At 64.3% G+C, this 13,562-nt stretch carries 12 protein-coding genes; 11 read left to right on the forward strand and 1 reads right to left on the reverse strand.

The window, feature by feature from the left end; translation table 11 throughout:
- Positions 1 to 57 precede the first annotated feature (57 nt).
- From I0D00_RS07000 to I0D00_RS07015, 4 genes are all read left to right on the forward strand, one after another.
- Positions 58 to 873 carry an enoyl-CoA hydratase-related protein gene (locus I0D00_RS07000; protein WP_213639018.1) on the forward strand — a complete coding sequence of 272 codons (816 nt, stop codon included), beginning with the start codon at positions 58 to 60 and terminating at the stop codon, positions 871 to 873.
- A gap of 3 nt (positions 874 to 876) precedes the next feature.
- The gene (locus I0D00_RS07005; RefSeq protein WP_213639019.1) at positions 877 to 3,033 is read left to right on the forward strand and encodes an acetate--CoA ligase family protein; all 2,157 of its coding nucleotides are present in this window, start codon (positions 877 to 879) and stop codon (positions 3,031 to 3,033) included.
- 222 nt (positions 3,034 to 3,255) lie between these two features.
- Positions 3,256 to 4,857 carry a BCCT family transporter gene (locus I0D00_RS07010; protein WP_213639020.1) on the forward strand — a complete coding sequence of 534 codons (1,602 nt, stop codon included), beginning with the start codon at positions 3,256 to 3,258 and terminating at the stop codon, positions 4,855 to 4,857.
- 114 nt (positions 4,858 to 4,971) lie between these two features.
- The gene (locus I0D00_RS07015; RefSeq protein ID WP_213639021.1) at positions 4,972 to 6,150 is read left to right on the forward strand and encodes an acetyl-CoA C-acetyltransferase; all 1,179 of its coding nucleotides are present in this window, start codon (positions 4,972 to 4,974) and stop codon (positions 6,148 to 6,150) included.
- A gap of 230 nt (positions 6,151 to 6,380) precedes the next feature.
- Here the strand turns inward: I0D00_RS07015 and gcvA are convergent, their stop codons facing one another.
- On the reverse strand, positions 6,381 to 7,286 hold the full coding sequence (gcvA, locus tag I0D00_RS07020) for a transcriptional regulator GcvA (RefSeq protein WP_274611219.1): 906 nt from the start codon (positions 7,284 to 7,286) through the stop codon (positions 6,381 to 6,383).
- Positions 7,287 to 7,768: 482 nt separating this feature from the next.
- On the opposite strand from gcvA, the gene trhA reads away from it, so the two are divergent.
- The 7 genes from trhA (at position 7,769) to yghU (ending at position 13,554) form a co-directional block, all read left to right on the forward strand.
- Entirely contained in the window at positions 7,769 to 8,386 is a 618-nt protein-coding gene (gene trhA, locus I0D00_RS07025) for a PAQR family membrane homeostasis protein TrhA (RefSeq protein WP_213639023.1), read from the forward strand.
- Positions 8,387 to 8,645: 259 nt separating this feature from the next.
- On the forward strand, positions 8,646 to 9,992 hold the full coding sequence (locus tag I0D00_RS07030; protein ID WP_246533188.1) for a sensor histidine kinase: 1,347 nt from the start codon (positions 8,646 to 8,648) through the stop codon (positions 9,990 to 9,992).
- Entirely contained in the window at positions 9,989 to 10,615 is a 627-nt protein-coding gene (locus tag I0D00_RS07035) for a response regulator transcription factor (protein WP_213639024.1), read from the forward strand. The genes I0D00_RS07030 and I0D00_RS07035 overlap by 4 nt, the downstream gene beginning before the upstream one ends.
- 97 nt (positions 10,616 to 10,712) lie before the next feature.
- Positions 10,713 to 11,201, forward strand: a complete 489-nt coding sequence (locus tag I0D00_RS07040; protein WP_213639025.1) for a GlcG/HbpS family heme-binding protein — start codon at positions 10,713 to 10,715, stop codon at positions 11,199 to 11,201.
- A 67-nt stretch (positions 11,202 to 11,268) separates the two neighbouring features.
- Positions 11,269 to 11,763 (forward strand): hypothetical protein, encoded by a 495-nt coding sequence (locus I0D00_RS07045; RefSeq protein WP_338050397.1) that lies wholly within the window; start codon positions 11,269 to 11,271, stop codon positions 11,761 to 11,763.
- A 226-nt stretch (positions 11,764 to 11,989) separates the two neighbouring features.
- Positions 11,990 to 12,643: a DsbA family oxidoreductase gene (locus tag I0D00_RS07050; RefSeq protein ID WP_213639026.1), complete on the forward strand. Its 654-nt coding sequence runs from the start codon at positions 11,990 to 11,992 to the stop codon at positions 12,641 to 12,643.
- A 35-nt stretch (positions 12,644 to 12,678) separates the two neighbouring features.
- Entirely contained in the window at positions 12,679 to 13,554 is an 876-nt protein-coding gene (yghU, locus tag I0D00_RS07055; RefSeq protein ID WP_213639027.1) for a glutathione-dependent disulfide-bond oxidoreductase, read from the forward strand.
- Positions 13,555 to 13,562 lie beyond the last annotated feature (8 nt).

The raw sequence follows: 13,562 nt of genomic DNA on the forward strand, positions 1-13,562 counted from the left end.
GCAAAAAGTTCCAGCCTAGTTCCCCCGATCAACTAGCGGCTTACTTGGGATATACCGATGAGCACTTCAGTCACCCGCATTCAACATGACAAAGTTCTGGAAATAATCCTTAACCGGCCACCGGTGAATGCCATTGATCTAAGAACAAGTACCGACCTGTATGAGGCCTTTAAAGACTTTCAGGAAAACCCTCGATTAAGGGTTGCTGTTCTCACCGCCGCTGGTGAGCGGCTATTTTCCGCCGGCTGGGACCTCAAAGAGTACGCCGCGAACGGCGACGACCTGCTCGCCAGTGGCGACTACGATCTGGGCCCAGGTGGCCTGGGCGGCCTCAGCGAGTTCTGGGGGCTGAGCAAGCCGGTGATCGCCGCGGTCAACGGCAAGGCCATCGGTGGTGGCTTTGAAATGCTCCTGGCCGCCGACCTGATCATCGCCGCCGAGCATGCACAGTTCATGCTCCCGGAAACCCGCCTGGGCTTCCTGCCCGACGCCGGCGGCCTGCAACGCCTGGCCAAGCGCCTGCCCTACAACCTGGCCGCCGAGTTGATGCTCACTGGCCGCGCCATGGGCGCCGATGAGGCACAGCGCTGGGGGCTGGTATGCCAGGTGGTACCGGCCGCCGAGTTACGCGAGCGCAGCCTCGCACTGGCCCAACACATAGCCGAAGGCGCACCTCTGGCCCAGCAGGCCATGAAAGAAGTATTGGCACAGACCCACGCTTTGAATGTCGAGGCCGCCTTTGCCTGCACACGCCGCGCCTGGCAAGGCAACAGCAGCTTGCCGGCCTACGAAAAGATGCTGCATTCAGATGATTATCTGGAAGGCTCGCGAGCATTCACGGAAAAACGTAAACCTGTATATAAAGGGTGTTAGCAGATGAACAGCAACAACAATAGCCATACACACTTTCTCGATCCTCTGCTAAAACCCAGAAGTATTGCACTTGTCGGTGTTTCACCGCGCCCTGGAAGTGTCGGAAACGACATGTTCCAAGTGCTTCGTAAGGGTGGTTACCGCGGCCAGATATTCTTGGTAAACCCAAACTATCAGGAAATAGATGGCATTGCCTGTTTCCCCAGTCTGAGTGCCATTCCCGCCAGCATCGAGATGGCGGTATTGAGTGTCGCCGGGCATCGCATGGAAGAGTTGCTGGACGAAGCCATTCACCTGAAGGTGGGTGGGGTCACCATCTTCGACTACTGCATGATCGAAGGTGAGAAGTCGGATCTGTTGCTCGACCGCCTGAAGGCCAAGGCCAAGCAAGCCGGCATGCCGATCTGCGGTGGCAACTGCATGGGCTACTACAACTTCGACAGCAACACCCATGTCAGCTTCCAGTCGCCCAGCTCACGCCAGCCGGGGCACATCGCGTTGATCGCCCACTCCGGCTCGATCTTCGTGCTGCCTACCGGCAACGACCCGCGCTTTCGTTTCAACCTTGTGGTGTCCGCCGGTCAGGAAATCTCCACCAGCCTCGACCAGTACATGGACTTCGCCCTGGAGCAGCCAACGACTCGCGTGCTGGCCGTATTTATGGAGGCCATCCGCAACCCGCAGGGCTTCGTCGCCGTGCTGGAAAAAGCCAAGGCCAAGGGCATACCGGTGGTGGTCACCAAGGTCGGTCGCACCGAAGTCAGTGCCCAGCTGGCGGCCACCCATTCCGGCGCCATCGCCGGCAACAATACCGCTTATGAGGCGCTGTTCAAGAAGTACGGGGTGATCTGCACCGAGACCCTGGACGACCTGATGACCACCGCCCTGGTGTTGTCCCAGGGGCATGCCCTGGGGCAGGGCGAGCTGGGTTATGTGTCCGACTCCGGCGGGCTGCGCGAGCTGTTCGTGGATACCGCGGAGAACTATGGCGTGCCCTTCGCCCGGATCAATCAGGCGACCGTCGACAAGCTGCGCGAGAGGCTGCCCCATGGCCTGGAGCCGGTGAACCCACTGGATGCCGCCGGTTCCTTCACCGCCGACTACGCGCAGGTGTTCCGCGATTGCGTGCGCTACATCATGAGCGACCCGGCCGTGGCCATAGGCGTGTTCGAGTTCGAGGCCCGCGACAATTACATCTATATGCCGGAGTTCATCGAGATCGCCAAGGAAGTAGCGAGCTACTGCGACAAGCCGTTTTTCGTCATCAACACCTTCTCCAGCGCGATGAACGCCGGCATCGCCAACGACCTGATGGACGCCAACGTGCCGCTGGTCAATGGCGTGGAAAACGCCGTGAAGGTGGTGCGCAACCTGCTCAAACAGCGCGATATGGTCCAATACCGCACGGTGCTCGAAGACAGTCCGGCGAACGACGTCAGCCTGCTGGGCAAATGGCGATCGCGCATCGCCAACGGCGTCCAGCTCAGCGAAACCGAGAGCCTCAACCTGCTCGCCGACTTTGGCATCCCGGTGGCGACCCCCAGGGAAGTCGACAGCCTGGCCGCCGCCCTGGCCGCCGCCGAAACCATGGGTTACCCGGTGGTGCTAAAGACCGCCGAGCCGGGCATCCACCATAAATCCGATGTCGGTGGGGTCAAACTCAACCTGACCGGCGCCACCTATGTACAGCAGGCCTACAACCAGTTGCGCGAGCGACTGGGCCCGCGGGTCACCATCGAGCCCATGGTGGCGACTGGCATCGAGCTGGCCTTCGGCATGGTCAACGACCCGCAGTTCGGCCCTATGGTGATGGTCGGCAGCGGCGGCATCTATATCGAGATTCTCGAGGACCGCTGCTTCTCGCTTGCGCCCTTCGACCAGTCGGAAGCGCTGCGCATGCTCGACAGCCTGAAAACCCGTCCGCTGCTCGATGGCGTACGCGGTCAGCCGGCGGCAGACCTCGAGCAACTGTCCAGAACCCTGGCGCAGTTCTCCCGCCTGGCCGCGGCCCTGGCCGATGTAGTCGCCGAAATCGATATCAACCCGTTGATCGTCGGTGCCAATGGCTGCATCGCCGTAGACGCGCTGATCATCGCCCGCGAAACGGCTCCGGGGCCGCAGCTCAAGCACAGCCGGCAAGCCTGCGAAGCGGCGCTATAAAGCGTCGAATCAAGCGCACCAAACGCTCGACAGCCTGCCACCCTGCACCTGTCGAGCAGCACAAAAGCAGGCTACACGGCAGCCATGAGGCATGGCTGCCGTGCCATTTCAAATCTCGGTCACCGGCCTACGCCGGCGCACCAACAAGGCAGGACGCATAACCAGCACTGGGCACTACGCACAATAAAAACAATCGCATGCGAATGCAGAGAGGTTAGCTACATGAACACGCAAGTCTTACCAGAAAGATTAGCCATTGCCACGGCTGAGAATGGCTTCTTCAAAGGTTATAACCACACCGTCACCCTTGGCTCGATGCTGTTGATTACCGCCTTCGTGCTCTGGGCCGCGCTGCAGCCCGAACAAGCCGGTGCCGTGCTGGCCAACATCCAGGGGCAGGTCCTAGATACCTTTGGCAGCTATTACATCTACGTGATGGCGCTGTTCGCCGTGGTCTGCTTCCTGCTGACCATCCCGCCGCGCATTGGCAGCATCCGCCTGGGTGGCGCGGACGCCAAAGCCGAGTTCTCCAGTTTTTCCTGGTTCGCCATGATGTTCGGTGCCGGTATCGGTGTCGGGATGCTGACCTACGCCACCGGCGAGCCGATTTACCACTTCGCCGACAACCCAGAGATCATCAAGGGCCTGGTACAGGCGAAAATGCCGGAAACCCTCGACTCGGTGTATCGCTACTCCTTCCTGCACTGGGGGTTCTCGGCCTGGACCGTGTACTCGCTGATTGGCCTGTCCCTGGCCTACTTCGGCTATAACCGGGGCCTGCCGCTGACCATCCGCTCGGGCCTGTTCCCGCTGTTCGGCAAGACCCTGAATGGGCACCTCGGACATCTGGTCGATATCACCGCGGTACTCGCCACCCTCCTCGGCATCGCCGTGACCATCGGCTTCGGCATCACCCAGCTCGCATCCGGCCTGTACAACATCAGCGGCGCCGAATGGATAGTCAATGCCGGTAAACCCACAGGTCTGGCGCTGGCGTTCTCGCTGGTGGTGGTCATGCTGTTGTCCACTGTGTCGGCCATCAGCGGCGTCGGCCGCGGGGTCAAGTGGCTGAGCAATATCAACATGAGCCTGTCGTTCGTCCTGTTGGTGTTCTTCCTGGTGTTCGGCTCCACCCTGGTCGCCCTCCAGCTACTCGGCAACGGCGTGGTCGATTACCTGATCACCTTTATCCCACTGGCCTTCAATGTCGAAGAGAAAGGCACCGCACTCGGCGACTGGCAAGCCGGTTGGACGATCTTCTACTGGGCCTGGTGGATCGCCTACGCGCCGTTCGTGGGCATGTTCTTCGCGAAGATCTCCAAGGGTCGGACCATCCGCGAGTTCATCCTCGGCTCGGTGCTGATCCCGTCCCTGGTCTGCTTTATCTGGTTCACCTTCGTCGGTGGCACCGCCCTCGACCTGGAGCTGAGCGATATCGCAAACGGGCAGATTCTGAATGCGGACATTTCCGCGCAGATATTTCAGGTGCTGAACGTGATGCTCTCGGCGGATGCCGCGAAAGCCATGTCGGCGCTGGTGGTGGTACTGCTGCTGACCTTCCTGGTGACCTCAGCGGATTCGGCGATCCTGGTGATCAACAGCATCAACACCGGTGGCGCCACGGAAAGATCCAACAATAACCACACCATTATCTGGGGCGTTTTCCTCACCGCCATCATCGCCGTGCTGCTGCTGGCCGGAGGCCTGGGGGCGCTCAAGGCAGCCATGATCATCGGCACCTTGCCCTTCTCGTTCATCATGCTGCTGATGACGATCGCCCTGGTGAAATCCCTCATCGCCCCGCAAAAGCCGATCCTGGCATAACACCGTCAGCGTGGCGGTAACTGCGAGCAACGGTTGAGCGTTTCGCGGCGTCCATTGAGGCCGTCGCGTTTTTTTATTCGAGCCACTGGGTGCCCTGGCACCACGAGGAAGAGCATGCAAGAAGTCGTCATAGTCGCCGCCACCCGCACCGCCATTGGTGCCTTCCAGGGTGCGTTGAGCAGCGTTTCAGCCGTCGATTTAGGAGCTGCGGTAATCCGCCGCCTGCTAGCAAACACCGGTCTGCCTGCCGAGCTGGTGGACGAAGTGATACTCGGCCAGGTGCTCACTGCCGGTGCCGGGCAGAATCCCGCCCGACAGAGCACACTCAAGGCTGGCCTGCCGCACAGCGTACCGGCGCTGACCCTGAACAAGGTCTGCGGTTCCGGGCTCAAGGCGGTGATCATGGCCACTCAAGCGATCCGCTGTAACGACGCCGAGGTGATCATCGCCGGTGGTCAGGAAAACATGAGCCAGTCGCCCCACGTCTTGCGTGGTTCACGCAATGGTCTGCGTATGGGCCACGGCCAGTTGCTCGACAGCATGATCCACGATGGCCTGTGGGACGCCTTCAACGATTACCACATGGGCATCACCGCCGAAAACCTGGCCGAGCAGTACGGCATCAGCCGCGTCGAACAGGATGCCTTCGCCGCTCGCTCGCAGCAGCGCGCCTGCGCCGCTATCGAAGCGGGCCGCTTTGCCGGTGAAATCACTCCGATCGAGATCCCCCAGCGCAAGGGCAACAGCCTCATCGTCGCCGCCGATGAACAACCGCGCGCCAGCAGTACCCTGGAAACGTTGAGCAAACTCCCCCCAGCGTTCAAGCGTGACGGCAGCGTCACCGCCGGCAATGCCTCAACCCTCAACGACGGCGCTGCCGCCGTTATGCTGATGAGCGCACGCAAGGCCGCCGAGCTGAACCTACCGGCGCTGGCGCGGATCAGGGCCCACGCCAGTGCCGGCGTAGATCCGGCGACCATGGGCATTGGCCCGGTGTTCGCCACCTGCCGCGCCCTGGAAAAAGCCAACTGGAGCCTGGAGCAACTCGACTTGATCGAAGCCAATGAAGCCTTCGCCGCCCAAGCCCTCGCGGTCGGCCGCGAACTGCACTGGGACAGCGCCAGGGTCAACGTCAATGGCGGCGCCATTGCCCTTGGTCACCCGATCGGTGCGTCCGGTTGCCGTATTCTGGTCAGCCTGATCCATGAAATGGCTCGCCGTGACGCCCACAAAGGCCTGGTCACCCTGTGCATAGGTGGCGGTCAAGGCGTTGCACTGGCCATCGAACGCTAGACCCGCACGACGCGCACCCGATATCACCCCAAGGTGTAATGGTCGACGTCGGCTGCGCCCGCCACCCTGGTAACAACTCCAGCACAGAAATTGAGAGAAGCCCATTCGAACCCTGACCGGCAACAGCCAAAAACTCGAGGGAAGCGCCATATTCGGCACTGCGCCCAAAGCCCTGCGGCAGCGTTGGTTGCCCCCCGATGAACTCAATCGCATCGACCGCGGTTGCCGACTCAGCGGATCTTCACATGGGGGTCCTGACGGACCTGCTCCAGCAACCACTCCTTGAACAGGATGATTTCATTTTTGATGCTGCGCTCCTTCGGGTAGACCATAAACCAGCTGCCCGGCTCGTCGATACTCAGCGCAAACGGCCTGACCAGGCGCCCGTCCTCAAGATCCTGATGAGCAAATGCCTCTCTCGCCATCACCAGCCCATCGCCCTTATAGACCCGGCCAAGCGCCTGCAGATAATTGTCGACCACCGCCCCCTGGCTGCAGAGTTCCGGATCCAGGCCTGCCGCCTCTAGCCATAAACGCCAGTCTTCGGCGGCCAGTTCGATATTGATCAAGTTATGCTGTTTTAAATCGGCGGGCGTCGCCAACGTGTGTGTTTCCAACAACTTTGGCGAACACACCGGAAATATATCCGTATCAAACAGATATTCATAAGACCAGTGCGACCAAGCTTGCTCGCCCATGATAATGCCGATATCGGCATCATCCTTATCGAAGTCGACATTCACAAAGGAGATGGAAATTCTTACCCGGATATCCGGGTGCTTGCTTTGGAACTCATTCAGCCGAGGCATCAACCAGGTGGTGCCAAAGGTCACATAGGTTTGAATCGTCAGGGTTTTCGATTCATGACTGGCCTTGATATGGCTCACTGCCTCGCCAATGTTGTGGAAGCTGTCACGCACCACCGGATAAAGGTAGAAGCCATCCTTGGTCAGGGCAATGCTTCTGCCGGCCCGATGGAACAGCAGCACCCCCAGATCATCCTCCAGCAATTTGACCTGATGGCTGACAGCCGAATGGGTCACGCATAATTCATCCGCTGCGCGCCTGAAACTCTGGTTACGCGCCACCGACTCGAATGCGCGCAATGAATTCAATGAGGGCAATTTCCTTGTCATATGGTTATCACCCACCTCGTGCAACTAACAATTAAATCCACATCACGCAATACGCAATACGCAATACGCAATACTAACCCATCGCCTGCACAAATGGCGCCTCAAGAATTCACAGCAAACCAAATGTTGGTGTTCGCATACAAAGCAAGTAACGGCCACTTGCTCACGCCTGCAGCTCAGCCCGATGTATTGCCCCCCCGACTCGATAACTATCCGGCTGGCATTTCCAAGTATCCGAGCACACGAAACCGCTCGCATCGGCGTCACCCCGTTGCCACGCTACGGCAACGCTAGCCTAAGCCAGCAATTCGGGGGGGGGGGCAGAACAAGCTGATCCCGACGAAGCCGATTGGCAATCGCCGCCGACTCATGCAGCAGCAGACCTGCGGCTGCAACCGAGCACCGTGCCGAGCAGCGGTTGCAGGCGGCGATCCTTTGGGCCATAAGCCAGGGATGCCATAAGCGGCTGAAGGTAGGAAGCGATGTATCACGGAGAACGCCTCAACGCCTGGACCCACCTGGTCGGCGCCCTGCTCGCCGGCCTGGGCGCGGTCTGGCTGCTGGTGCGCGCCGGCCTCGAGGGCGACCCCTGGAAGATCGTGGCCGTGGCCATCTACGGCTTCAGCCTGGTGCTGCTGTACAGCATCTCCACCCTCTACCACAGCCTGCGCGGGCGGACCAAGGCGGTGATGCGCAAGCTCGATCACCTGTCGATCTACCTGCTGATCGCCGGCAGCTACACGCCGTTCTGCCTGGTGAGCCTGCGCGGTCCCTGGGGCTGGTCGCTGTTTGGCGTGGTCTGGGGCCTGGCGCTGGGCGGCATGTTGCAGGAGCTCAAGCCGCGCTCCGAGGCCCGGGTGCTGTCCATCGTCATCTATGCGCTGATGGGCTGGATCGTCCTGGTGGCGGTGCAGCCGCTGCTGGCCACCCTCGGCAGCGCCGGCTTCGCCTGGCTGGCCGCCGGCGGTATCTGCTACACCCTGGGCATCGTCTTCTTCGCCTTCGATGAGCGCTTTCGCCACTGGCACGGCATCTGGCACCTGTTCGTGATGGCCGGCAGCCTGCTGCACTTCGTCGCGGTGTGGCGCTACGTGCTGTGAACCCGGGCAGGCATCCGCGGCCGGTCCCGACGCGACCCGGACACGGCGACCCGGCCCGAGGGCGTCCATGCCCACCGCGGCCATGCAACAATGGCCGCTCCACGGCACGGGCATGCTCGCCAGGCGAGACGGGCGGCGCCGTGCCGATTCCCGGAGTCCAGGCCGAACGGAGGCCCGCTATCGACACCCCAGCTCAGCGCGGCCGCCCATGGCGTGCCTCCGTAGCCCTACGGATGGCCGGCGCCCGAGGCGGCAAGGCATGATGTCCGCCGTGAAGCCCCTGACCAAGATCCGCACTTCCCTGCTCTGGCTGGTCCTGTTCTGCCCCGGCGCGGCCTGGATCGGCTGGCAGGACTACGCCGCCCGCTACGAACGTTTCGCCCAGGACACCAGCATCGCCCAGCGCATGCTCAGCCAGAAGACCGTGCAACACGAAGCGGTGCTGGCCACCCTGGGCGCGCTGTCGCATCCGCCCGTGGCCGAGCGCCTGCTCCCCAGCCTGCAGCCCGCCATGCCGCAATTGCTGGGGCTGGGTCACCTGCGCGACGGGGTCTGGGCAGGCAGCCGCACGCCGCCGTCGAACCTGGCGGCGGCGGTCGAGCACGCCCGCCAGGCGGGGCGCCCGGTCACCCTGCCGCTGGACGCGTCGCGCTATTGGCTGGTGGCCCCGTCGAGCTGGAGCCTGCTGCTGGACGCACGGCAACTCATAGCCGCAGCCGACTTCCCCGCCTCCCTGGCCATGCTGACCCTGGACGTGGGAGCCGGCCCGCTCACGCTGCTGGCGCGCCAGGCCGCCGCCCGCCCAGCGGGCTGGCACATCGACCTGCGCAAGCCGCTGGGCGCGGCCAGCCAGCCCTTTCCCCTGCACAGCTGGCGCACCCTGACGCCCGCCGACTGGCCCTGGGCGGCGTGGCTGGCCTGGGCGGCCGCCAGTGGCCTGCTGCCGCCGGGCGTCGCCCACGAACTGAACCAGCCGCTGACCGCCATCCTCGCGCAGGTGCGTGCCGCCGAGCGCCTGCTGGATGACGAGGAAGAGCGCCCCGCGGTGCGTCAGGCGCTGCTCGCCAGCGCCGGCCAGGCGCGCCGCGCGGCCGACATCATCAGGCGCATGCGCGAGCTGGTGACGCCCAGCTCGCCCTCGTCGCCGGCGGCGGTGGACCCCGATACGCTGGCCGCTTCCCTGCTGTTCCTGCGCCAGGACGAGCTGGCCCGCCGCGGCATCCGCCTGACGTGGCGCAACACCAGCCCCGGTGCCCGCCCGCTGGGTGACCGGGTGGCGCTCGAGCAGATCCTGCACAACCTGGTGCAGAATGCCGCCGACGCCCTGGCGGACGCGCCGGGCGCCCGCCACATCGTCCTGAGCGGCGGCGTCGAAGGCACCGAATACCAGTTCAGCGTCAGCGATAACGGCCCCGGCATCCCCGACGAGGTCCTGCCGCGCCTGTTCGAGCCGTTCTACACCACGCGGGCGCACGGCATGGGCCTGGGCCTGGCGCTGTGCGAAACGCTGGCCGGCGCCATGGACGGGCGCATCAGCGCCCGCAACCTCGACCCCCTGGGCGCCTGCGTCGCGCTGCGCCTGCCCCTCGCCGGAGCCGATGCATGAGCCTTCCCGCACATTCCCCCCTCGTATACCTGGTCGACGACGACGACGCCGTGCGCGCTGGCCTGGCGCTGTTGCTGCGCAGCGTCGGGCTGCGCAGCGAGGGGCATGGCGACCCCCAGGCCTTCCTCGCCGCGCTGTCGCCGCAGTCGATAGGTTGCGTGGTGCTGGACATCCGCATGCCGGGCATCGGCGGCCTGGAGGTGCTGGCGAGGCTGGCGGAGATGGCCGATCTGCCGGTGGTGATGCTGACCGGCCACGCCAACGTCGACCTGTGTCGCCGCGCCTTCAAGGGCGGCGCCATGGAGTTCCTGCAGAAGCCGGTGGACGACGACGTCTTCCTGGACGCCGTGCAGGCCGCCGTGCGCAGCCATGTCGCCAGCCGCGAACGCCAGGCGCTGACGCAGGCCGCCGCCGAACGCCTGGCACGCCTGTCCGGGCGCGAGCGTGAGGTGCTGGCGCGCATCGTCCAGGGCATGAGCAACAAGGAAATCGCCCGCGCCTTCGCTCTGTCGCCGCGCACCGTGGAAACCTACCGGGCCAACGTCTTCGCCAAGCTCGAAGCCGACTCGCTGGCGCAACTCATCCGCCAGTACGCCACCCTGCTCGACGCGCCGCCTCCGTAGCACTACGGAGCGCGTCGGGTAATCGGGCGTATACCGCGGCCGACGCGCCCCGGCCACACTGGCCACTCCTCAAGTCGACTCACCCAAGGACGTCGCCATGTCTCGTTATTCGCTTGCCGCACTGCTCTGCACCCTGACCGTCGCCGGCGCCGCCAATGCCGCCGTGCTGAAGGAAAGCAACCTCGCAACCGCCGACGCGCAGCAGCTGGCGGCCGCCACCGTCGCCGCCTGCCAGGCCAAGGGCTACAACGTCAGCGCGGCGGTGGTCGACCGTGCCGGCCTGCTGAAAGCCTTCGCCCGCGCCGACAACGCCGGCCCCCACACCATTGAAGCCAGCCGCGCCAAGGCCTTCACCAGCGCCTCCACCAAGGCGCCGACCCTGGCCGTCATGGAGACCGCGCAGAAGAACCCGGGGGCCGCCAACCTGAGCGATATTCCGGGCTTCCTGCTGCTGGGCGGCGGCGTCCCGGTCAAGGCCGGCGACAGCGTCATCGGTGCGATCGGCGTGGCCGGCGCCCCGGGCGGTCACCTGGACGCGCAGTGTGCCGACGAAGTCCTGGCCGCCAACGCGGCACTGTTCCAGTAAGCCAGACGACCCGGCGGAGCGCTGCGGGGAAGACGCTACGCGGCTCGCCACCCGGGCGCCCGCGGCTTTGGCGGACGCGCGCGGCGCCGGCGCAGGGCCCGGCGCATGCCTGCAGGTAGCGCTTCGGCCCGCCCACCACGCCCGTCGACGCCTCGACTGCCTGGCGCAAGCTGTCTGCGCCACTGCCGGCATAGGCCTGCAGCGCCTGGGCAAGATGCATCCAATAAGCGGCTTTACCCTGCACGACCAGAACAGCGCCGCCGAAGCAGCCAGCCCCCTGCTGAAACAGTCGCAGCAGGCCTTCGGCATGATTTCGGGCCGGCATGGGGTGATGGCCGAAGCCCCCGGTCTGCTCGAGGGCTATCAAGTGCTGCACGGCCTGTTCGTGAGCAGCAGTTTCAGCGCCGATGAGAAGACCGTGGTGTGGCAGACGGTCAAGAACGTGCTGGAAGTCATCCTGGGCCTGAGCCGGAAAATCATGGGCAACTACACCAACCACATCGCCCGGACGCCTGTGGACGAGCCGTTCGAGCGGTTCGCCTGGAGCAAGAAGCAGTCCTGACGACGGCCATCGCGCCCCCTCGACCGCCCGGCACAACCGAGGAGCCCACGGCATGGCGCAACGCATCGAGGCGCCTCTGCGAATCGGCGGCGGCCGGCGCCCAGGCAGCCTGCCCACGGTTGCATGCCGCGCTCGGCAGATGGGCGCAAAGCGCTCACCGCCAGGCCGAAAAGTGGCACCATCCGGGTGCGGGGACGCTCACCCCACCCACTCCAAGGAGGCCGCCATGCCCAGCCCAAGCCAAACACTGCGGATCGACATCGTCTCCGACGTGGTCTGCCCCTGGTGCATCATCGGCTATCGCCAGCTCGCCCAGGCCCTGGAGGCGAGCGGCAGCGCCCATGAGATCCACTGGCATCCGTTCGAGCTCAATCCCGACATGCCGGCCGCAGGCCAGAACCTGCGCGAGCATGTGGCCGAGAAGTACGGCACCACGAAGGCGCAATCGGCGGACAGCCGGAGCAGGATGAGCGAGATCGGCGCGGACCTCGGCTTCGAGTTCCGCTTTGCCGACGACATGCGCATGCACAACACCTTCAACGCGCATCAGCTCCTGCATTGGGCCGACCGGCACGGGCGCATGCACGACCTGGAGCAGGCGCTGTTTGCCGCCCACTTCACCCAGCGGCGCAACCTGTCGGACCCCGCCGTGCTGGCGGACGTGGCCGCGGAAGTCGGGCTGGAGCGGGGCGACGCCCTGGCGGTGCTGGCGGATCAACGCTTTGCCGCGGACGTGCGCGCCGCCGAGCACGCCTGGCTGAGCCAGGGCATTCGCGGCGTGCCGGCGATGATCTTCAACCGCCGCCACCTGGTGACCGGTGCCCAGGGGGTCGAGAACTACAGGCGCATCCTGGCACAGTTGGCCGAGATGGCGGATTGAGCGCGCCCTCAACAATCAATGGAGAACGCCGAAGCATGTCTGACACGCACAGCTACGTCCCGCCGAAAGTCTGGACCTGGGACGCCGAGAATGGCGGGGAATGGGCTAGGATCAACCGCCCCATCGCCGGTCCCACGCACGAGGCCAGCCTGCCGCGCGGCAAGCACCCGCTGCAGCTCTACTCGCTGGGCACGCCCAATGGCCAGAAGGTCACCATCATGCTGGAGGAGTTGCTGGCGCTGGGCGAGACCGGAGCGGAATACGACGCGCACCTGATCCGCATCGGCGAGGGCCAGCAGTTCTCGACAGGCTTCGTCGAGATCAATCCGAACTCGAAGATCCCGGCACTGCTCGACAGCGCAAGCGGCAGCCGGGTCTTCGAGAGCGGCGCGATCCTCCTGTATCTCGCGGAAAAGTTCGGGCACTTCCTGCCCAAGGACGCCGCGGCGCGCACCGAGGTGATGAACTGGCTGTTCTGGCTGCAGGGCTCGGCGCCCTATCTGGGCGGCGGTTTCGGGCATTTCTACACCTACGCGCCGGAGAAATTCGAATACCCGATCAACCGCTTCGCCATGGAAGTGAAGCGCCAGATGGACGTGCTCGACCGCGAGCTGGCCGAGCACCGCTATCTGGGTGGCGACGAATACTCCATCGCCGACATCGCCACCTGGCCCTGGTACGGCAACCTGGCGCTGGGCCTGGCCTATGGCGCGGGCGAGTTCCTGCAGGTCGAAAGCTACAAGCACCTGCGGCGCTGGGCCGAGGAGATCCTCGAGCGCCCCGCCGTCCAACGCGGTCGCAAGGTCAACCGCACCTGGGGCGAGCCGTCGGAACAGCTGCATGAGCGCCACGACGCCTCGGACTTCGACCTGAAGACCCAGGACAAGCTGGCCGCCGCCAGCCTCGCCTGAGCGGCTGG

Source organism: Pseudomonas lalucatii, assembly GCF_018398425.1.
GTDB classification, from domain to species: domain Bacteria; phylum Pseudomonadota; class Gammaproteobacteria; order Pseudomonadales; family Pseudomonadaceae; genus Aquipseudomonas; species Aquipseudomonas lalucatii.